Genomic DNA, 20852 nt, shown 5'->3' with positions numbered 1-20852 from the left:
GCTCGCCATCTTCAGTTTCCTTTGGTCAGAACCGTTGGGTTTGACGGAGCGCTGGTAACTTTTGCGGACAGCATGTCCGAAGACGCAAACCGCGCAGCTCTGGCGTTTCGCTCTGAAGTGGATCGTCAGAGCTGGGATGAGGTCACGGAGTCATCCGCGTCTTTGGGTTCTGCTTTTGTGCGTTTCGATACGCAGGTTATTTCGCATAAGCAGATGCTGGACAGGCTTCAGCGTCTTGTTGGCCAAAAAGACTGGTACAATACGCAGCTTCCCACAGGTCGCAAACTGTGGCGTGTACCGACGGTTTATGGAACCGACCTGGCACCGCAACTGACCGATGCCGCAGCCGCCGCAGGGTTAACACCGGAAGAGGCAACACGTCGCCTGGGTCAATCACGGGTGCGGGTTCTGACAATCGGGTTCGCGCCCGGACAACCTTATCTTGGGCCTTTGGGACCCGAGTTCAACATTCCCCGGCTGCAAAACCTGACCCCCATGGTGCCTGAAGGCGCATTGGTTCTGGCCATCTCGCAATTTGTCCTGTTTTCGGGCCCAACACCAACCGGGTGGCGGCATGTCGGGCAAACCGCATTTAGATGCTTTCGCCCGGAGATGTCCGAGACCTTCCCCCTTAGCCCCGGAGACGAATTGCTGTTCGAACCTATATCTCGCGAAGAGTTGGAACATATCCGCGCGAACAATGCAGACGGCAGCGGCGGTGCCACCTACGAGGAAATCGCGCCATGAGCCTGATTGTCCGTCGGATCGGCCCCTCATGCACAATACAAGATCAGGGGCGCATTGGGTATCTGGATCAGGGTTTGTCCCGCTCTGGCGCTGCCGACATATTCGCTTTGCATGAAGGGGCTGCGTTGCTGGGGCAGAGCCCGGACCTTGCGGCGCTGGAAATGGCCGGGATGGGAGGCGAATTCGAAGCCGCGCAAGATATGCACATCGCTTTGACCGGTGCACCAATGCAGGTGACCGTTGATGGTAGCCCTGTGGCCTGGAATGCGTCGCATCATTTGGTCGCCGGGCAAAGACTGGTCATCGGGGCCGCTGTGAAAGGGAATTACGGCTATCTTCATTTAGGGGGTGGAATAGAGTCTGAGGTTTTTCTGGGATCGCGGGCGGCGCATTTAACGGCGCGGATCGGTCAAGCGATACAACAGGGCGACAGGCTGAGCTGTGGCCCTCATGCGGGTAAGAGCGGGTTGAAACTGCAGCCCGCTGATCGGTTTTCAGGTGGCACGTTGCGTGTGGTGGCCAGCTTTCAAACACCGCTGTTCGATCAGGCGACGTTGGATCGGTTTGCTGCGACCACATTCCGACGCGGTGCACGCGCAAACCGGATGGGGATGCAAGTGGACAGTGACGGCGACGGGTTCGCGGCATCGGGGCAATTGAACATATTGTCCGAAGTAATCACCCCAGGCGATATTCAAATGACCGGCACAGGTGATCCGTTCATTCTGTTGCCGGAGTGCCAGACCACTGGGGGTTATCCTCGTATCGCAACCGTTTTGCCCTGCGATATGCCCTGTGCGGCACAGACACCTGCGGGCGGTTTCATCCATTTCGAATTTGTCAGCATGGAAGAGGCCAACGCGTTACACACAGCCTTCCTGTCAGATCTTGCGCGCCTGCCTTCGCGGGTTGAACCTCTGGTCCGTGACCCGCATGACATACCGGACCTGTTGTCCTACCAATTGATCGGCGGAGTGATCTCTGCCACCGATTAAGGAGATATGCCAATGCCAAGCGTCGATCTGAACGCTGATATGGGGGAAAGCTTTGGCCCCTGGAAGATGGGCGATGACGAAAGCCTGCTGAAAATCATCACCTCTGCCAACATCGCCTGTGGGTTTCACGCAGGTGACCCGGATGTGATGGCGACGACCATGCAATTGGCAGCTGAGAACAATGTGGGCATTGGTGCGCATCCCGGTTTTCCCGATCTGCAGGGCTTTGGTCGCCGGAACATGAAAGTGCCCCATGACGCGCTGCGCAATCTGGTCCGGTATCAACTGGGTGCCGCGATGGGCATGGCAAAGGCGGGCGGCACAAAAGTTCGGCATCTCAAGCTGCACGGCGCGTTGGCCAATATGTGCTCGGTCGATATTGATATGGCGCGGGCCTGCTATCAGGGCGCTTTGGATGTGGACCCCGACATTATCGTCATGGTGCTTGCGGTCACAAAGCAGGAAGACGCCGTGCGCGAACTTGGCTGCAAATGGGTGGGCGAGATCTTTGCCGACCGCGCCTACAATGACGATGGCACCTTGGTCGACCGAAGCCTGCCCGGTGCCGTGATCCATGACGCTGATGTGGCCGGCCCACGCATTCTGAACATGGTCCGCGAAGGCGCGATCATAACGGAAAGCGGCAAACGGCTAGAGACCTCCATCGACACGATTTGTCTGCACGGAGACGGACCAACGGCGGTTCAAATCGCCCGTTCCGTCAGGGAAAGCCTGATCAGCGGCGGCGTCGAGGTGACGAAGTTCGTCCGATAACCTTACACACCTTTAGTGCTGCGTTGTCATGAAAAAAGGGCTGTGGAGAACCACAGCCCAGACCCAACAGGAGAGTATTTTGCCGAACCTTATGATGGTCCGATCATGAAACAGGTCACATTGCGGGCCTGCAATCGGCGACACGCCAGATCGGCCTGCTCACGGGTCATGCCCTGAAAAGTTGCGTCAAACCCGCGCGAGCTTTGGTTCACCTTGCGCAGCGTGCCCTCCAGCGTCGTCATTTCTGACAAAGCGGTTTTCAGCAGCACCTTCTCGGCCTCATACCGTGTGGTGTAACGCCCCACATTGACGCCCCACAGATGCCCACCCGACGAAGAAAGCCGGGTGACAACTTCCTGCTCGGGCTCGGGTTGCTTCGCCGTTTCGGTTGAGGCCAGCACCAGATCGGACGGGCGTTGCGCCGGGCGTGTACCCGTTGCTTGTTCAGGCGAGGTGGTCGACGCGATATCTGCCTGGGCTATTGCCGCTGCGATACCGTTGGTGATCCGGTCGCGATTCTGATCTGCTGTCGCCGCCACTGCATTTGCAACCTGAGTCGAAGCGCTTGGGCGCACAACCGGACGCAGGCTGGTTTTGGGTGGCCCGCTCAGGCGTGCGACCTGTGTGCCCAATCCTGCATTACCCGCATAAGCCGGGCGTGCCGGTTTGCGAATAGGTGCACGCGACGGGGCACGACGGAAACCCAGATCCAAAAGCTCGGCCACTTTGGCATTGCGCGATGCGCCCGACTTTCCACCAAAAACGGTCGCTATGATCCGTTCATTTTTGCGCTTGGCTGACGCCACCAGGTTGAACCCAGCAGCGCGCGTATACCCGGTTTTGATGCCATCTGCCCCTTTGTACGCAGCCAGCAGGCGACGGTTGGTATTTGGTACAGTCTTGATCCCGGCATGTGTCGATTGACGCGAGAACAGGTTATAATACTGCGGGTAATCATACAGCAGGTGCCGTCCCAGCGTGGTCATGTCACGTGCGGTGGACAAATGCCCCGACTCGGTCAGACCATGCGCGTTCTTGAAAGTGGTACGGCTCATCCCCATGGCCTTCGCGGTGCGGGTCATACGGCGGGCAAAAGCTGCCTCGGACCCGCTGATAGCGATACCGATAGCGGTTGCCGCGTCATTGGCTGATTTCACCGCAGACGCTCGGATCAGATACCGGAAGGCAATCGTCTGTCCCGTTCGCAGGCCCAGCTTGGATGGAGGTTCTGCCGCAGCTTTCTTGGTGATCCGCACAGGGGTATCCAGCGTGATCTCACCGTTTCGCACCGCTTCGAACGCAATATAAAGCGTCATCATCTTGGTCAGCGATGCCGGATGCAGCCGCGTATCGGCATTGCGCGAATGCAAAACCTCACCGGTGCGGGCGTCAATAACCATTGCCGCATAGGGTGCCGCCATGGGCTTGAGCGGCGCAAACGCCAGCGCACATAGCATCGCTATAAGGAATAAGCCCATTCGGGCCGGAACTGTCCGCCGAATCTGCACGATCTTTGCCTCTGTCTGCCTCGCGCCGCCGGGTTTTCCCGGTCGGCAAAATATATTTTATTGCGTTAAAGGCTAACACAGGGGGGGCATAAAAGAAACTGAAAGCTTCGCTTTTCGCGATTTCGTCATATGCGCCACAAAGCGCTATATGTAGATAAACCAATCGCGCAGACCCACCAAATGCGCGATTGTGGCATCGCTTTGCCGGAGCACAACAAGGTTTTTCCGGGACTGCGGCCAAAAGGCAACATCATCTCAAACTACACACCAGATCGGCCAAGTCGCCCAAATCGCGCAGCTCGCGGAATCGCGGGCTGTCAACCGGGGCGTCAGCGTGCTCAACCTCCCACACCAGACCGTGTGGCACATAAACCCCCCAGCATCCGGCCTGAATCGGGGCCACCACATCCGAGCGCATGGAATTGCCGACCATCATCGCAGACGCCGGACCATCCCCGTGGGATTCGAAAATCGTCTGATAAGTTTCTGCGGTCTTTTCCGACACAATCTCGACCCCATCGAACAAGTCGCCAAGCCCGGATTGGGCCAGTTTACGCTCTTGATCGATCAGGTCGCCTTTGGTGATGAGTATGACCCGGTACGCGTCGGACACGCTCTCAATCGCATCACAGGCATGCGGCAACAGCTCGATCGGATGTGCCAGCATCTCTTGCCCGGCATCGATCAATTGCCGAATAACCGAGGCCGGAACACGATCTTCTGTCACTTCGATGGCGGTTTCGATCATCGACAGAACGAATCCCTTTATCCCATACCCATAGTGACGAATGTTGCGCTTTTCCGCGGCCAGAAGACGCTCCATCAGGTGATCCCGGTCAGCGTGATCCGCCAGCAATTCAGCAAAATGGGCCTGCGTCAGCTGGAAAAACCGTTCGTTGTGCCAAAGGGTATCATCTGCATCAAACCCGATTGTGGTCAGTTTTTCCGTCATCTTATTTACGTCCGCTTGCTCTTTTCACCGGCCATGCCCACGTTATATAAGCGCCAAGATAAACCCCAAGCCTGAATCGGACAGTTACACACGATGCTGGAAAAGACCTGGATGATGTCTGACACACCGGACGACGACGGAGACGCGTCAGTCCTGCTGCAGACGCGCCCAAAAACCAAGCGTCCGCCCCTGTACAAGGTGCTGTTGCTGAACGACGATTACACGCCGATGGAATTTGTCGTGCACGTGCTGGAGCGTTTTTTTGGCATGACCCACGCCCAAGCGTTCGAAATCATGCTGACCGTTCACAAAAAGGGCGTGGCCGTTGTCGGCGTCTTCAGCCATGAGATTGCCGAGACCAAAGTTGGCCAGGTGATGGATTTTGCCCGCAGGCACCAGCACCCGCTGCAATGCACCATGGAACGCGAAGAATAAGGCGCCCCGCCTGTCGCGCCCTCTCCTTTCTCTGCCGGAATTGCCCATGTCCCCTCGCCTGGTACTTGCATTGCAAAACGGTTTGTCGCTGTCGCAACCGCTAACTGTGATCGGCCCGGTGCCAGACCACAACCTGTCAGCGCTCCCCGCTGACGCGCAGGTGGTGCAACCGTTCAAACCTTTTCACGATCATTTTGCGGCGCAAGGCTTTGACACGGTGCCCGAAGCGGACGCACCCTGTCAGGACGCTATCGTGTTTTTGCCACGTGCCAAGGCGCTGGCGCGCGCGATGATCCAGCGGGCGTGTTCACGGGCTGCTGGGGTTGTCGTGGTCGATGGTGCCAAGACTGATGGGGTGGACAGCATATTGAAAGATGTGCGCAAGCGGGTTGATGTCGTGGGCCCCCTGTCCAAAGCACATGGCAAGATTTTCTGGTTTCAGGCTGATGCTTCTGCTTTCGAAGACTGGGCCGCGCCTACGGCGCAGATGGTCGGCGGTTTTCATACAGCGCCGGGGGTGTTTTCGGCAGATGGGATCGACCCGGCCTCGGCCATGTTGTTGAAGTCGCTGCCTTCCAAACTGGGCGCTCGCGTGGCTGATCTGGGCGCGGGTTGGGGTTTTTTGTCCGCAGACGTATTGAAGCGCGATGACGTCAAGTCTTTGCATCTGGTAGAGGCGGATCAGACCGCTCTGACATGCGCGCGCAAGAACGCTTCTGACCCAAGGGCTCAGTTCTATTGGGCAGATGCCGTCACTTGGACAGCACCCGAACCCATCGACACCGTTGTCATGAACCCCCCGTTTCACACCTCGCGCAACGCGGACCCGGCTCTGGGTCAGGGATTTATCGTCTCAGCCGCACGCAATCTAACCCGCAACGGAACCCTTTGGATGGTGGCCAATCGCCACCTGCCCTACGAGACCACACTGAACGAACATTTCGCTCAGGTCACTGAAATTGCCGGAGACAACCGGTTCAAGGTGCTTCAGGCCTCTCGCCCTCGGCGTTAAGGCTCGCTAACCTGCCCCCAATTCAGGAGGATTCGGATGTCCTTTTCCATCGCTGGCAAGACAGCAATCGTAACGGGCGGAGCCAATGGCATCGGGCTGGCCATCGGACGCCATTTCGCGGATGCAGGTGCAAATGTCATGTTCGCCGACATGGACGAAAAGCGCCTGGTCGATGAATTGGGCGAACAGGCAGAAGACGGAAATATCCGTTATTTCGCGGGCGATCTGCGCGAAAAACTGACCATAGCAAACCTGCTATCGGCCACTTTGGATGCTTTTGATCAGGTTGACATCCTGATCAATGGAGCGCGGCAAGTGATCCCTTCGGACCCATTGGACCCTGATGACGACTCGGTGCGCACCCTGCTGAACCAGAACCTGATGCCGGCCCTACGGCTGAGCCAATTGGTTGCGAAACGCATGATCAAACAGGCGGACGGGGACGAGGAAAACCTTGCCGGGTCGATCATCAACCTTTCGTCCATCGCAGCCCGCCGAACACATCCCGACCTGATGGCCTATTCCGTGTCGACTGCGGCGCTGGATCAAATGACCCGATCTCTTGCAGTTGCGCTTGCACCGAACCGTATTCGGGTCAACTCGATCGCATTGGGTTCGGTCATGAGCGCATCGCTACAATCGACCCTGAAGGAAAACCGGGACTTCCGAGACGATATCGAAAAGCACACGCCGCTGGCCCGTATCGCTTCGGCAACAGAGCTGACCGAAACCGCGCAGTTTCTGGCATCCGATGCAGCCGGTTTCATCACAGGTCAGATCCTGACAATCGACGGCGGGCGTACATTGCTTGACCCCGTAGCTGCCCCAGCCCACTAAGACACATGTTCGATACAGAAAAATCCACTGCCTCCGCCTGGTTCCGACAACTGCGCGACGATATTGTCTCTGCGTTTGAAGCCCTTGAAGACAGCCACGACACTGGACCGTTTTCCGATGCAAAACCCAGTCGGTTCGAGGTCAAAGAAACCAAGCGCCAGTCTGAGGATGGCTTGGATGCAGGGGGCGGGTTGATGTCTGTGATGCGTGGCGGTCGCGTGTTCGAGAAAGTTGGCGTCAACATCTCGACCGTCTACGGCACATTGGGTGAACGCGCGCAGCACGCAATGGCGGCGCGCAAGGGCATCCCCGGCATGACCGAGGATCCCCGTTTCTGGGCCTCGGGGATCAGCCTGGTGGCGCATATGCAAAACCCTCATGTCCCTGCGGTGCACATGAACACACGCATGTTCTGGACCCCACACGCCTGGTGGTTCGGTGGCGGATCGGACCTGAACCCCTGCATTGAATATGATGATGACACACGCCATTTCCACGCCACCCAAAAATACCATCTGGATCCGCATGGCGTCGCGCATTATCCGCGCCTGAAAGACTGGGCAGACGAGTATTTCTATATCCCTCACCGCAAACGTGCACGAGGCGTGGGTGGAATTTTCATGGATGACTACTGCACCGGTGACTGGCAGGCCGACTTTGCCCTGACTCAGGACATCGGTCGTGCCTTCCTGCCTGCCTTCCTGCCATTGGTTGAAAAACGGCGCGTTCAGGGTTTTTCGAACGCGGACAAGAACACCCAGCTGGTGCATCGCGGCCTTTATGCCGAATACAACCTGGTCTACGACCGTGGCACCAAGTTCGGGCTGGAAACCGGACATGACCCGGATGCGGTTCTGATGAGCCTGCCGCCGATGGCAAAGTGGGTCTGACGCTCAGAACGTATCCATGATGAAATTGTCATAGCAGTAATTCTGTGCCGACGACGCCGACATGTTTTCCCCAACCCGGCTAACCGTGATCGAATAACCTGGATTGGTATCGGCACCCGGAGGTGGGGTCAGCGAAAATTGCACGGTTCTGACCCCCTTTTCGTAAGCGCGCCAAATGTAGATACGCTGCGAATTTGGCACGCCCAGTGTACGAATCGCATAGTCGCCAATCCCGCACCAGTAAGTTACGGGTGCCGACGATCCAAGAGCTTTGACCTCATAGACCCCATCCGGAAGCGCTGTAATCTCGGTTCGAAATTGTGGCCGGATGTCCAGCCCGAAGCCTACCGCGTCGGCCATTGCGGGCATCAAAGCAAGCGCAGTTGGGGCGAAAATCCTTACAAATTGCATAACTTGAATATCCCGAGAATTGATCATGAGTACTTTGAACATAGCGGCAGCAGTCTTTGAGTAAAGTGGTGCAAACCTGCCTCGACGGTGACTGGGTGGCGCAAGGAATTTTTTCTACCCTTATTGCGCAGAGACGGTACAATAGACCTAAGTTTATGGTTTTAATCATATAATGGCGATCCTGTGAGCAAGAGCTTTCCAAAAGACTGGTTCGATTTCCCGCCCGAGAAATACGCTGACCTTGGCGCGATGTTCTATCTGGCGGGACTTACAAAAACTCATCAGAAACGCACCCTTGCACAGGTGCTGTATGCGTTCGAGACGCCGTTCCGCCTTGGTCAGTATCACATCTTCCGGCAAAACGGATTTCCCCGTGGCTTTGTCACCTTTGCCGGGCTTAGCACTGAGGCCGAGTACCGCTATGCAGTGCAGGAAAAACCGTTGAAGGAAGCGGATTTTACCGGTGGGCCTTCCTTTTGGATCGTTGATCTGGTCGCCCCTTTTGGACAGACGAGCCAGATTGTTGATATCCTCAAGCAAGAGATCCCTCATCCGCGTGTGCGGACAAACCGGATGGACAGCGACATGACGCGAAACCGGATTGTCGAGTGGACTCGGGATCAGGCAGGCGAAGTTCATATGCGCCTGTATCGGAAACGAGAGTTTGAACAGGTGTTGCAGCAGGGCGAAGAATAGGTGGTCTCGGTTACAATCACAGGCGAATTGACCGGCGACGTGACCGGTTCCCCACCCAACGTGGCGATGGGGCAACCGACGTTGGACAATGGCACGTTTACACCCGCAACCCAGACCTGGACCATTGCAACGCCGCCCGCCAACGGCACCGCTTCGATCGACCCGAATACAGGCGAGTGGACCTATACGGTAGACCCAGCCTTTTTTGACAGTCTGGACAACGGGCAGGTGGTTTTCGATACCTTCTTCATCAGTGTAACGGGCACCACGCTGATTGGGCCGTTCACCGTGCCGTTTTCCAACGATCCGGACCCTGTGGCTGTCACGATCAGGATCGAAGGTGTGTGCTTTGCCGCCGGTACGTTGATCGAAACCGAGGACGGCCCGCAGGCCATTGAAACACTGCGCGTGGGCCACAAGGTGGCAACCGCAGATCACGGGCTGCAACCTATTCGCTGGATTGAAAGCAGTGTGCTTGCGCCCGAACGATTATGCACAGAACCTGCAATGCAGCCGGTTCGAATCTCGGCAGGAAGTCTGGGGCCAAACACACCGTGCCGGGACCTTCTGGTTTCGCAACAACACCGCATTCTGGTGAAAGGGCCAAAGGTGGATTTGCTGTTTGGCGCTGCCGAGGCGCTGGTGGCTGCAAAACATTTATGCGACTGGCCGGGCATTTTTGTGGATGCCTCTGTGGAGGCGGTAGAGTACCTGCATATCTTGTTGGATCGGCACGAAATTCTGAATGCGGAAGGGGCGCAAGCTGAAAGCCTGTTTCTGGGGGAAGAAGCGCTTTACACTCTGTCCTCCGACGCGCTTCGGGAACTCGCTGCAATCTTTCCGGACCAGCCAGCCTCGGGTCACACCGGATTTGGCCGCGCCGCGCGTTTGATCCTGCGCGAACATGAGGCGCGCGCGCTTGCCTGAATTTACTGGCCCGCCCCGATACGCCCGCCAACATCCTGCGGCGCCAAGGCAACCGTCTTGATCACCGCGTGACATGGGCTGCCCACCTGCAAGTTTAGCGCCGCAACTGATCGACGTGTGACGCGTGCCAGAACACTACCTGCCGGGGTTGTGACGGAAACAATTGCACCAGGCCCCTCACCCGACCGGATCGAGGCCACCGAACCGCTGAGCACGTTCAACGCAGACAATCCCTCGGGCTTTTGGTTAGACAAGATCACCTCTTGCGCCGGGATACGGATGCGCAATTGCGCCCCGACGTCATGCGCAATGCGCGGCAGGAACAATCGTGCGCCGTTGGCATTCAACTCTGTCAGCCCGTCAGCGTGGTGCTGCGCGACCTGAACTTCCAAAACGGCCCCAACTGCGCGCACCCCTGCGGGGGCCACCGAAGGATCGGCTAAAACCTCGGAAGCGGGCCCATGACGCACGGCTTTTCCGTCTTGAAGCGCAACAACCGAGGTCGCCAGACGCGCGACCTCAGCCGCCGAGTGGGTTACATAGAGAATAGGAACCGACACCTCGTCCCTGAGACGTTCGAAATACGGCAGAATTTCCGCTTTCCGCGCTTCGTCCAGCGCAGCCAGAGGCTCGTCCGCAAGAATAAGGCGGGGACTTGCCAGTAGCGCCCGCCCGATAGCCACGCGTTGTTTCTCGCCCCCAGACAACCCGGCTGGACGGCGATCCAGCAGGTGGCCAATGCCCAGCATAGCAATGACCTTCTCAGGATCTTCCCGCTGCGCCCTTTTCGGAGCAAACCAGCGACCGTAAGCCAGATTTTGCCGTACGGTCAGATGGGGAAATAACCGCCCTTCCTGAAAAATATACCCCAAACGCCGACGGTGCGGCGGCAGCCATTGTCCGCGATCTGTGTCGAACAAAACCCAATCCTCGACCGCCACGCGGCCCGCCTCGGGCCGCAGCAGCCCAGCCACTGCATTGACGATGGTCGTCTTGCCCGACCCCGACCGCCCAAACAAAACGGTCACTCCGGGCGGTGCCTCAAAGCGGACATCCAGATCGAGATCCGGCAAACGATGTTGCAACCGAACGGAAAGGCTCATGACCCGGCCACCCGTGCAGCAGCGCGCCGTCCGACGTATTCTGACAAAAGAAGCGCGCTCATCGCGATAACGATTGAGATAAGAACCAGTCGCGTTGCCGCCGCCTCCCCGCCCGGCACCTGCAGGAATGCATAGACCGCGGACGGAAGCGTTTGGGTCTGGCCGGGGATGTTAGACACAAACGTGATGGTGGCCCCGAATTCGCCCATTGCCTTGGCAAAGGCAAGAATTGCACCGGCAATGACCCCCGGCAGGATCATCGGCAAGGTCACTGTCAGAAAAACCATCGGGCGTGACGCCCCCAGCGTGGCCCCTGCCTGTTCCAGCTTTTGATCCACCGCTTCGATGGACAAGCGTATGGCCCGGACCATCAACGGGAATGCCATGATCCCGGCAGCCAGCGCTGCCCCGGTCCAGCGAAACGCGACAACGATCCCGAACTCTGCCAGAACACGCCCAAGCGGCCCTTGAATGCCAAATGTCAGCAACAACAGATACCCCGTGACGACAGGTGGCAGGATCAGGGGCAAATGCACCAGACCATTCAACACCTGACGGCCGGGAAACCGCCAGCGGGCCAGCGCGTAGGCTACGAATATGCCAAACGGCAATGTCGCCAGCGTCGCCCAGAACGACACGCGCAGAGACAGCTTTAACGCTTCAACTTCGGCAGGGCCCAACCAGTCCACGAGGATCACCCGCCCGGCAGGGAAAACCCCTGCTCTTGAAAAACGGACAACGCCGCATCGCCGCGCAAATGATCCAGAAAGGCCTGTGCTCTACCCTGTGCAGATGATGTGACGGCCGCTGGATATATGATCTCAGGATGCAGGTCGTCGGGAAACGTCGCCAAAACACTGACCCGTGTTTCCACCTGTGCATCTGATCGATACACAATACCCAAGGGCGCAGCCCCTGCCGCCACAAGTGCCAGAGCTGCGCGCACATTGTCGGTCTGCGCCACATGGTCCTGTAATGCGTCCCATTGATTCAGGTTTTGCAACGCGGCTTTGCCGTAGATACCTGCTGGCACGGCATCAACCAGGGCCATCGCCAGAAAACCGCCATTCAATTCAGCCTTTAGGTCGTGACCAGGTTGGATCTCTCCCCAACTTTCTCGACCTGTCGCACCAATCACAACCAGACCATTGCCCAGCAAATCCACCCGTGAATTCGCCCGGATCAAACCGTCCTGCTCCAGTATGTCCATCCAGTCAGGATTCGCCGAGATGAACACGTCCGCAGGCGCGCCCTGCTGAATTTGTCTCGCCAGTACCGACGATGCCGCGTAAGAAACCGTGACACGGTGCCCCGTTTCCGTTTCATAGCTTTCAGCAATCTCGTCCAGCGCTGTCTTCAGACTCGCCGCTGCAAAAACCAAAACACCTTCGGCCCCGGCGCGGACTGGCGCCAACGCCAATACACCTAAGACCAGTGCCACCATCCAGAAACGGCGGGTGAAGGTTAGGGTCATGTACACTCCCGACCAGAAAATTGCAGTCCCTTCGGAAATATCGGAGGGTACAGCCCCCACGCAAGCGCCTTTGAGAAATTACCGAGTTCCGTGCCTCTGCGTTGCAGAAAGTCCAAAAGGGTCAAGGCGTCGATTAGACATGACCATCATCACACCGCGAATATTCAGATTTGCGGCAGCACGGGATTATTCAGTGTTCGGAACTCCAGACGGACAGGGCAACACGGATCGGCCAAACTATAGAATTCAAGAAAATCACTCAGACCCTCTTGCACCCGCCCTCAGGCTTGGCTACATGCAGCGTCACGGGTGATTAGCTCAGTTGGTAGAGCGCTTCGTTTACACCGAAGATGTCGGGAGTTCGAGTCTCTCATCACCCACCATCCTTTCCCCACATTGTATCAAAGTCTTACGCGACTAGCAGCTATAGCTGTGATGCGTATGAAGCTGTGTCCGCTGCGCCTCCGCTGCACTTAGACAGAAAAGATGTCTCCAAAACAGGAGATATGGGCCATGGCAACAATCGTAAAACGGCCTAGCGGAAAGTGGCAGGCGACGGTTAGGAAGGATGGGCAATCCCGATCTAAGTCCTTTCTAAAGCGTGCTGATGCGGCGAAGTGGGCGCGAGAGACGGAGTTGAGCGCGGACAGAGGATTGCTTACCCCAGCCCTCAGTGTGAGCGCATCCGAGATGACACTCGGTGAGTGTGCTGCGAAAATACCGAGATAACGTCACTAGCGAGAAACGGTGTGCGGACAATGAAAGCTATGCAATAAATGGGTTCCTGCGGAAGTACTCCAAGCTAGCCAACAGGAAGGTCAACAAGCTGCGATCCGCTGACTTTGTCCACTATCGTGACCAGCGCATTAAATCCATGAAGGCGGCGACTGTGGTGAGGGAACTGGGTTGGCTGCAGCACGCCCTTGATGTCGCCTGCGAGGATTGGGGGCAGAACCTGCCACAGGGGAACCTGGTCAAGCCTGTCCGGCGACCCAAGATCGACAACCGCCGCGAGAGGCGATTGCAGGAGGGAGAATGGCAGGCTTTGTTGGGTGCCGTGAACCAAGCTCGGTCTCCTTTTATGAAGCCGTTGCTGACGCTGGCTTTGGAGACCGGGATGCGACGCGGTGAATTGCTGTCGATACAATGGAGGCATGTAGGCATTGAGCGTCGGACAGTGTTCTTGCCGCAAACAAAAAACGGTCGCGCCCGTACAGTGCCTCTCAGCCCGAATGCCGTTGCCGTATTGATGGGCCTGCCACGCGGAGAGGACCGTTGTTTCCCCCTGTCTGGTAACTCTGTGCGATTGGCCTTTGAACGCCTCAGACAACGTGCAGGTGTGGTTGACCTTACATTTCATGATATTCGGCACGAGGCCGTGTCCCGCTTTGTGGAAAGCGGTTTATCGTTGGTGCAGGTCCAAATGATCAGCGGACATCGGGATTTGCGGATGCTGATGCGTTACACCCACCTGCAGGCCGATGACATCGTGGCAAAGTTGGCAGCCGTCGAACATGTCTAAATCGGCGTGATGCTGTTCAGGGTGGTCGTAGTCTCTCGATGCGTCAGTTTTTGACCACCCTTCTCCCTATCAAGCGACAACACTGCCCCCCTAGCCTTTTGGCTGTCCGGTGGCTGGCTTTCTGTCCCGCACACATTTGGAAATGACATTAACCCTTCCTCTTTGGAACACACAGGCGCTAACCCTCCGTCTTGTGAACTAACAAGCGTTACCACTCCTTCAGTTGAGCGAAACCCCTCCCTCAGTTGAGCATACAGGTTTCGCTTGGTCAGTGTTGATCGGGTCGCTTAGACGGCTTGGCCTTCCTTCACTCCAATGCGAGTGGAGAAAGTGGTAATTAAGCATAAGTAAATAAACACTAAATCACGCTGACCCGTAAGCAAAGGTACTAAAAAGTAGGCTATTGATCCCTCTAGTTTAGCCATTGCGTGTTCACCGGGATTTTCTCCCAATCGCCCTAACGGGGCAAATCCATCTGCTCGGCATCAGTCAGAGCGTTTTCCAAAAAATGGGTCCAATGGACCAAACACAGGAGACTTTAAGCCCCTCGGTCTATACAAGAAAGGGCCTATACGTCGCCGATCTGGTACTCACCTCAGGGATGAGTGATATTAGCTTAAGACTAAAACTCACTAAGTCTGATCTGGGCTCGATGCGGACCTTCGCTGCAGTACATCCGAACGACCACTCTGCGGACAAAGCGAACGCTCAATCGTTTGACTTTCGCCCCAATCTGTATTCTGGAAGTTTGGCCAAGGCCGATTTCAACGCGTCACCCCATCCATCGGAAACACTGCGAAAGTACTGGTCGTCAGCTTCGAATCTTGACCGCGTACCGCCGTCAAGGCTGTCTTCATCGTAGAGAAGCATGTCAAGCGGAGCCCCGACAGACAGATTGGCCTTAATCGTAGAGTCAAAGCTGACCAGCAAGAGTTTTACGGTTTCTGGGAAGCTCATTTCCGGATCATAGGCGCGCACCAGAATCGGGCGACCATATTTTGTCTCTCCGATCTGAAAGAACGGGGTGTCATCACCGGCCTCGATGAAGTTGCCCTCAGGGTAGATCAGAAACAGGCGAGACGGGCCGCCCTTGATCTGACCTCCAACAATGAGTGTCGCGTGAAAAGCGCTGTCAGCTTGCTGACCGGATCTGGCATGTTCCTCGATGACGTCGTTCAGTGTAGCCGCGACCAGTTGCGCGACTTGAAACATTGTCGGCGCTTCCAGTATGGACGGCGAGCGTTCTTCCGGCACTTTTGTACGTTCTTCCAGAAGGCTTATTGTGGCCTGAGTGGTCGCAAGGTTTCCGGCTGTTAGGATTGTGATCGACCGATCCCCCTCGACTGTCCAATTGAACATCTTGTTGAAGGTCGAAACATTGTCCACGCCTGCATTCGTGCGCGTATCGGACATGAACACCAGCCCGCGATTCAGCCGCATGCCCACAGCATAGGTCATCAAATTCTCCGTTACTGCTGTGCGACCTGCAACTGCACTGTCAATTGCTCGCCCGCTGTACCAATTCTGTTCCCTATTACCGGTGCGGCTTGGGCATAGTCCAGCCCGGTTGCAACGCGGACGTAACGATCGTCAGGTGAGATCCCGTTAGAAACATCAAACCCGACCCAGCCAAGCCCGTCCAAATGCACCTCTGCCCAGGCATGGGTCGCGTCTTGCAGTTCCGTTTCGTTCATCATCAAATAACCGGATACATAGCGCGCTGGCACTCCGATCTGTCGCGCGCATGTAATGAAGATATGCGTGTGGTCCTGACACACGCCGCGCCCAGCTTTGAGGGCATCTTCTGCGCTCCAGCCCGGGTGCGAACTACCAATTTCGTACGCGACCTGAACTCGAATTTTTTCGGAAAGAGCATGCATCTGCTCCAGCGGTTCGCCTTTGGGTAATGCGGCTATCAGTTCGGCAACCCCTTTTCCCGGCGTTGTCTGCTGGGTTCCCCTTTTGAACAACCACAAGGGCGTCGACCCTTCGTGACGCCCCAAGATGCCATTGGTGTCTTCCACCTCAACAACACCTTCAGAGATCAACGAAATACTTTGGGTGTTTGTTTCGAAACTGATCAATTCCACGGTGTTGCGATGGTAGTCTTCAAACGTCAGTTCTTTGCGCCCGCCGGTGATTTCGGTGTTCCAGCTTTCAATGCTTTGATTGCGAAATGACTTTGGCGTCTTCCTCAGCTGCTGCAGCCCGAAGGGAACCGGCGCGTCGAAATCGTATCGTGTCTCGTGTCGAATGTGCAGTTTCATTGGCTACTCGTAGAACCGGTAATCAATCTCGATTTGACGGCTTAAGTTGCCGAGATCCGTCAAAAAATCCTGAATGTACTCATGGAGCCCAAATTCAAAGATATCGGAAATCTTCTGGTCCAGGTATTTTTCGTAGAGAGCATTTGACGCCTCGCATGACGGTCCGGCAAAACCATAGTCCTTCTTCAGGTAAGACAGGTTCTCTTGAATCTTTCTGCAGCAGAAGTGAAGACTGCGCGGCATCCGCTGATCCAGGATCAGGAACCGGGCAATATCTGACGGTCGGGTTTTTTCGCCATGGGTCATTCGATACCCCCCGCCTGCGCCGACGGACCGGAGGATGCTTTCCCATTGGATGTTGTCCAAGGACGAGCCGACCGAGAAGGCTGTGGGCAGAAGTACATAGTATTTCACGTCCAGAATGCGCCCGGTATTGTCGGCCCGCTCGACAAATGTGCCAATGCGGGTGAAGTCGAAAATGTCATTGCGCAGCATTGTTCCCAATGTGGCACCACGGACCAAAGCCGCCTGTTGCCGAATAAGCTCCAGCGTCGCTGGCAGGTCCCGCTCATTCACACGCCGCTTCATGACCTCATCAATCTGCATCCAAGTCGCATTTACAGCACTCCAGACATCGTGGGTCAGCGCGGTTCGAACAAGGCGCGCGTTGTCTCGTGCTTGCTTGATAACCGACTTGATCGAGGACGGGTTGTCAGCGTCACGCAGCATCCAATCGACGGCATTCTCTTTTGAGATGTCATCGTATTTGGCGTGATACCCGTCCAGAACCCCGGCCGTCTTCAGAACAGAGCCCCATTCTTCGGCGGAGTTCTTAGTACGGGTCAACGCCATCCTCTGACCTGTTTCCAGCAGCCTGGCCGTGTTTTCCGCTCGCTCCAGGTACCGGGACATCCAGAACAACCCACCAGCAGTTTTTCCCAGCATGGTCAGTCCTCCAGAACCCAAGTGTCTTTGGTCCCGCCACCCTGGCTCGAGTTCACGACCAGTGACCCTTTCTTCAGCGCTACGCGGGTCAGGCCGCCGGGTGTGATATTGATCCCTTCAGGTGACACCAAAACGAACGGACGCAAATCGACATGTCTGGGGGCAAGGCCCGAACGCGCGAAAATCGGCACCGTCGAGAGCGATAAGGTCGGTTGAGCAATATAGTTGGCTGGCCGCGATTTGAGCTTGTCGCGGAAAGCCGAAATCTCCTTCTTGCTGGCAGTCGGGCCGATCAACATCCCGTAGCCGCCAGACCCGTGCACTTCTTTCACAACAAGCTCGGAAAGATTGTCCAGTACATAAGACAAAGAGCCGGGGTCACTGCACCGCCAGGTAGGAACATTCTGAAGCAGAGGCTTCTCGCCCGTGTAGAACTCAACGATCTCGGGCATGTAGGAATAGATCGCCTTGTCATCGGCAATACCCGTTCCGGGCGCATTGGCGATTGTGATGCCGCCTGCGCGGTAAACGTCCAGAATGCCAGGCACGCCCAATGCGCTATCAGGGTTGAAATTCAGCGGATCCAGGAAGTCGTCATCAACCCGGCGATAAAGCACGTCGATGGGAGTATAGCCTCTGGTGGTGCGCATGCAGACGCGTCCGTCGACAACCCGCAGGTCGTGACCTTCAACCAATTCCACGGCCATCTGATCAGCAAGAAACGCATGTTCGTAATAGGCCGAATTATAGATGCCTGGGGTTAAAACCGCGACAGTGGGTTCCCCGTCTGCACAAGCCGGTGCACAGGCCGCCAGCGACCGTCGTAGATTGCGGGGGTAGTCAGAAACATTCCGAACATTGGTCGAGCTAAAAAGCTCAGGGAACATCTTCAGCATCGTCTCCCGGTTCTCCAGCATATAGCTGACCCCGGATGGCGTTCGGGCGTTGTCTTCCAGTACGAAAAACTCGTCTGGGCCGGTTCGCACCAGATCGACGCCGACAATGTGCGTATAAACCTGACCGGGCGGTGAGACACCAAGCATCTGCGGCAGGAACGCTTCATTTCCGGCAATCATCTCAGCCGGCACACGCCCGGCCCGGACTATTTCCTGACGGTGATAAATGTCGTGTAGAAATGCGTTGATTGCCCGCACCCGCTGTTCGATACCGCGTTCCAGCCGCTGCCATTCGCGCGTTGAAATGACTCGTGGCACGATATCAAACGGTATCAGGCGTTCCTCGGCCTCGGCTTTGCCGTAGACGTTAAAAGTTATACCCGTCAGCCTGAAAACCTCTTCGGCTTCGCGCTGTTTCGCCCTCAGTCGTGATGCGTCTTCCGCATTGAACCAGCGGCCGATCTCTTCGTATGGACCTCTGAGCGATCCATCGCCGTTGAACATTTCATCAAAATACACACTCATGCTTTGAGTTTTACGCATAGATCAGATTTTTCAAGTCATTCAGGCTTGGTTGGAAGCTGCCTTTAGAAGGAGCGTCTAATTTTCAGGCTAACTGGATAATTTCGTGAACTTAACAACGTGGCGTTCTTCGTGTCTCTAATTGAAGTCACATTCAGTGTTTTGAGTTCAACAGTATCTGGTTTTGTACTGCATCCGAACGTCCGCATTGGGCTCAACTCGGTCATTCGCTACCGATCTTAAAAACGTCCGCTTTGGGACCGGACGAGAATTTGCGGCACATTTTTTTGGGAGGGTATCTTACTTAAATGTGTAGCCAATTGCCCCCATACCCCCCACGGCAGGTGACGACCGCTGCGCCTCCGCTGCAAACGCGTTACTGCTCTTAATGAAATTCAGCTTTTAGGTTGAACCAAAACACACTTGCAGCATTGCATTGCTTTGTCGATTGTGAGAGCGTCAAGCTACTGGCAACGCAAGACATCTTTCAATGGGGTGTCGGTGGCGGCAGTGGAAAACAGCACCTTGTTGCACGTGCGGGTTGGGTTAGAGCGCTTCGTTTACACCGAAGATGTCGGGAGTTCGAGTCTCTCATCACCCACCATCCGTTCCAGAAAAACTTCGACACAGACACACCCCTCGGGGCCTAACTCCGTTGTTACATGTCTTGAAAACCTATCGCGAATAGAACCCATCTCGAAGTTCTTTTCTCAAAAGCAGACGCTCAGGGTATTCCTTCAGAAACTGTTCGGGTGGCTTGCCTTCCCATACCTGCGCGTAGACCCGCATCTTGTTACCGCCATATATCTTTGCAAGGTCTTCGTTGGAATAGCCACGGGCCCAAAGGTCATCGGTAATTGCCGCAAGGATTTTGGCCAGTTCGCCGTTACCGGTCGCTCCTTTGTTGAACGCATCGATCATATAGCCGCCATCGTCGTACATACTCGCGTTTGCGGTCGCCCATTGCACGACAAGTTCAAGCGAGAACATGTCATCCGTTGCAATTCCAACGTGGTCAACACCCACAAGCTGGACATAATAGTCGATCATATCAGCGGCCTGCTTAGGTGAGATATCCTCGGGCCAGACACCGTCCATCATCCATTCTGTGAACGTTGGGGAAACGTAGCCACCGGACTTGGCCGCGCGCAGCGCCTCATCGTCGGGAATGGCCCGATAACACCCTTTTAGCGTCGCATTGGGCCCATTCGCGTACAACCCTGCAGGAACCGAGTGCGTGTAAACATAGGGCACGCCGGGATAGTTCTCATCCATGTAGTCCATGGCGTCATTGGCCGTTTTCGAGCCCGTATGGCTTAGGTCCAGGAGGATGCCAAACCTGACCATTTCATCGATGACCGACTTCCCCCAGGGGGTCAGACCAATGTCGCGGCCGTTATAGGCCGCCAACTGCCCAGAACCAGTTCGGAAAATGTCATTGTAAGCCAGGATCATACTTTTGATCCCTATGTCCTTGAGCACGGCCATCTTCCTCAGGTCGCCGTCCAAAATCGTGGCCGTTTGGCTGTTCCAGATCACCGCCGTCTTGCCCTGTATGTGGGCAGCTTCAATATCACGGGTTTCATTCACGATGAGATAGTTTTCCGGTTGCTGGGCCATGGCAGCACGGAAGTGGTAATGTTGATCAAGAAAGGTGTCGAAAGACATATCCGCAGCGGCAAGCGTCATCTCATGCCCGGTGATACCGTTTTCCCGCGCACGCGCGAAGTAAGTGTGCAGCTGCTCGTCTTCAGTCCAGCCAGTGCCATAGGGGCTGGCCAACATGCCGAGGACAATTGTGTCCTGCACAAACTGCTTCGCCTCTTCTGACGCCTCCCACGTCTTGCTTTCCTCGCTCGCATGTAACGCGCCACCAAAAGTGATCGCTATGGCGCTTACGGCCAACAGGGTCTTCATGACAGAGCCTCCTAAGTTGATA

General features: G+C 56.1%; 21 protein-coding genes, 1 tRNA gene and 1 pseudogene (1 of these 23 only partly in view). 12 read left to right on the top strand and 11 right to left on the bottom strand.

The features are described from left to right. The 3 genes in view from GS646_RS02695 to GS646_RS02685 are tightly spaced (at most 12 nt apart) and all read left to right on the top strand, a layout consistent with a single transcriptional unit that may run on beyond the window. Window positions 1-747 carry the 3' portion of an allophanate hydrolase subunit 1 gene (locus GS646_RS02695; protein WP_171184226.1) on the top strand. It extends 3 nt beyond the left edge of the window, so only the last 747 of its 750 coding nucleotides appear in the window; its start codon lies off the left edge, out of view; the stop codon is at window positions 745-747. Beyond that, on the top strand, window positions 744-1742 hold the full coding sequence (locus GS646_RS02690) for a biotin-dependent carboxyltransferase family protein (RefSeq protein WP_171649049.1): 999 nt from the start codon (window positions 744-746) through the stop codon (window positions 1740-1742). Before GS646_RS02695 ends, GS646_RS02690 begins: the two co-directional genes overlap by 4 nt. Before the next feature lie 12 nt (window positions 1743-1754). Continuing rightward, the gene (locus GS646_RS02685; RefSeq protein WP_171649051.1) at window positions 1755-2516 is read left to right on the top strand and encodes a LamB/YcsF family protein; all 762 of its coding nucleotides are present in this window, start codon (window positions 1755-1757) and stop codon (window positions 2514-2516) included. 89 nt (window positions 2517-2605) lie between these two features. On the opposite strand, the gene GS646_RS02680 is transcribed toward GS646_RS02685, so the two are convergent. Then, a complete protein-coding gene (locus GS646_RS02680) occupies window positions 2606-3994 on the bottom strand; it encodes a D-alanyl-D-alanine carboxypeptidase family protein (RefSeq protein ID WP_171649053.1) in 1389 nt (462 codons plus the stop codon). A gap of 280 nt (window positions 3995-4274) precedes the next feature. Beyond that, window positions 4275-4976 carry an HAD family hydrolase gene (locus tag GS646_RS02675; RefSeq protein ID WP_171649055.1) on the bottom strand — a complete coding sequence of 234 codons (702 nt, stop codon included), beginning with the start codon at window positions 4974-4976 and terminating at the stop codon, window positions 4275-4277. 93 nt (window positions 4977-5069) lie between these two features. Between GS646_RS02675 and clpS the strand changes: the two genes are divergently transcribed. Genes clpS through hemF form a run of 4 tightly spaced genes read left to right on the top strand, consistent with a single transcriptional unit; the run spans window position 5070 to window position 8150 of the window. After that, complete coding sequence (clpS, locus tag GS646_RS02670) at window positions 5070-5411, top strand: ATP-dependent Clp protease adapter ClpS (protein WP_171093379.1); 342 nt, start codon at window positions 5070-5072, stop codon at window positions 5409-5411. A gap of 46 nt (window positions 5412-5457) precedes the next feature. Next, complete coding sequence (locus tag GS646_RS02665; protein WP_171184218.1) at window positions 5458-6423, top strand: class I SAM-dependent methyltransferase; 966 nt, start codon at window positions 5458-5460, stop codon at window positions 6421-6423. Between the two features lie 36 nt (window positions 6424-6459). Next, window positions 6460-7260 (top strand): SDR family NAD(P)-dependent oxidoreductase, encoded by an 801-nt coding sequence (locus GS646_RS02660; RefSeq protein ID WP_171184216.1) that lies wholly within the window; start codon window positions 6460-6462, stop codon window positions 7258-7260. A 5-nt stretch (window positions 7261-7265) separates the two neighbouring features. Continuing rightward, entirely contained in the window at window positions 7266-8150 is an 885-nt protein-coding gene (gene hemF / locus GS646_RS02655) for an oxygen-dependent coproporphyrinogen oxidase (protein ID WP_171184214.1), read from the top strand. 3 nt (window positions 8151-8153) lie between these two features. Here hemF and GS646_RS02650 read toward each other — a convergent pair whose 3' ends face one another. Beyond that, on the bottom strand, window positions 8154-8510 hold the full coding sequence (locus GS646_RS02650; protein WP_253284752.1) for a hypothetical protein: 357 nt from the start codon (window positions 8508-8510) through the stop codon (window positions 8154-8156). A gap of 234 nt (window positions 8511-8744) precedes the next feature. Between GS646_RS02650 and GS646_RS02645 the strand changes: the two genes are divergently transcribed. Continuing rightward, a complete protein-coding gene (locus GS646_RS02645) occupies window positions 8745-9257 on the top strand; it encodes a toxin-activating lysine-acyltransferase (RefSeq protein ID WP_171184212.1) in 513 nt (170 codons plus the stop codon). Continuing rightward, a complete protein-coding gene (locus GS646_RS02640; protein WP_171184210.1) occupies window positions 9258-10184 on the top strand; it encodes a Hint domain-containing protein in 927 nt (308 codons plus the stop codon). Between the two features lie 2 nt (window positions 10185-10186). Here the strand turns inward: GS646_RS02640 and modC are convergent, their stop codons facing one another. The 3 genes from modC to modA are packed head-to-tail and all read right to left on the bottom strand — an operon-like array spanning window position 10187 to window position 12761. Then, complete coding sequence (gene modC / locus GS646_RS02635; RefSeq protein ID WP_171184209.1) at window positions 10187-11287, bottom strand: molybdenum ABC transporter ATP-binding protein; 1101 nt, start codon at window positions 11285-11287, stop codon at window positions 10187-10189. Beyond that, window positions 11284-11976: a molybdate ABC transporter permease subunit gene (gene modB / locus GS646_RS02630; protein ID WP_171184206.1), complete on the bottom strand. Its 693-nt coding sequence runs from the start codon at window positions 11974-11976 to the stop codon at window positions 11284-11286. The genes modC and modB overlap by 4 nt, the downstream gene beginning before the upstream one ends. 5 nt (window positions 11977-11981) lie before the next feature. Then, the gene (modA, locus tag GS646_RS02625) at window positions 11982-12761 is read right to left on the bottom strand and encodes a molybdate ABC transporter substrate-binding protein (RefSeq protein WP_371732013.1); all 780 of its coding nucleotides are present in this window, start codon (window positions 12759-12761) and stop codon (window positions 11982-11984) included. A gap of 307 nt (window positions 12762-13068) precedes the next feature. On the opposite strand from modA, the gene GS646_RS02620 reads away from it, so the two are divergent. The 3 genes and pseudogenes from GS646_RS02620 to GS646_RS23185 all read left to right on the top strand — a co-directional run. Further along, window positions 13069-13144: transfer RNA gene (locus tag GS646_RS02620), tRNA-Val, on the top strand. 317 nt (window positions 13145-13461) lie between these two features. Continuing rightward, window positions 13462-14283 (top strand): site-specific integrase, encoded by an 822-nt coding sequence (locus GS646_RS02615; protein WP_216600422.1) that lies wholly within the window; start codon window positions 13462-13464, stop codon window positions 14281-14283. Window positions 14284-14828: 545 nt separating this feature from the next. Next, window positions 14829-14888 (top strand): annotated as a pseudogene (locus GS646_RS23185) (DUF3604 domain-containing protein); the annotation flags it as partial. Window positions 14889-14991: 103 nt separating this feature from the next. Here the strand turns inward: GS646_RS23185 and GS646_RS02610 are convergent. From GS646_RS02610 to GS646_RS02590, 5 genes are all read right to left on the bottom strand, one after another. Further along, window positions 14992-15741, bottom strand: coding sequence for a peptidase (locus GS646_RS02610; RefSeq protein ID WP_171184204.1), 750 nt, complete (start codon window positions 15739-15741; stop codon window positions 14992-14994). An 11-nt stretch (window positions 15742-15752) separates the two neighbouring features. Beyond that, the gene (locus tag GS646_RS02605) at window positions 15753-16550 is read right to left on the bottom strand and encodes a transglutaminase family protein (protein ID WP_171184203.1); all 798 of its coding nucleotides are present in this window, start codon (window positions 16548-16550) and stop codon (window positions 15753-15755) included. A gap of 3 nt (window positions 16551-16553) precedes the next feature. Further along, window positions 16554-17495: an alpha-E domain-containing protein gene (locus GS646_RS02600; RefSeq protein ID WP_171184201.1), complete on the bottom strand. Its 942-nt coding sequence runs from the start codon at window positions 17493-17495 to the stop codon at window positions 16554-16556. A 2-nt stretch (window positions 17496-17497) separates the two neighbouring features. Beyond that, window positions 17498-18916, bottom strand: coding sequence for a circularly permuted type 2 ATP-grasp protein (locus GS646_RS02595; protein ID WP_171647322.1), 1419 nt, complete (start codon window positions 18914-18916; stop codon window positions 17498-17500). 672 nt (window positions 18917-19588) lie between these two features. Then, the gene (locus GS646_RS02590; RefSeq protein ID WP_171184198.1) at window positions 19589-20830 is read right to left on the bottom strand and encodes a membrane dipeptidase; all 1242 of its coding nucleotides are present in this window, start codon (window positions 20828-20830) and stop codon (window positions 19589-19591) included. Between the last annotated feature and the right edge of the window lie 22 nt (window positions 20831-20852).

The organism is Ruegeria sp. HKCCD4315, assembly GCF_013112245.1.
GTDB lineage: Bacteria > Pseudomonadota > Alphaproteobacteria > Rhodobacterales > Rhodobacteraceae > Ruegeria.
This window is presented reverse-complemented; position numbering and strand designations above follow the sequence as displayed.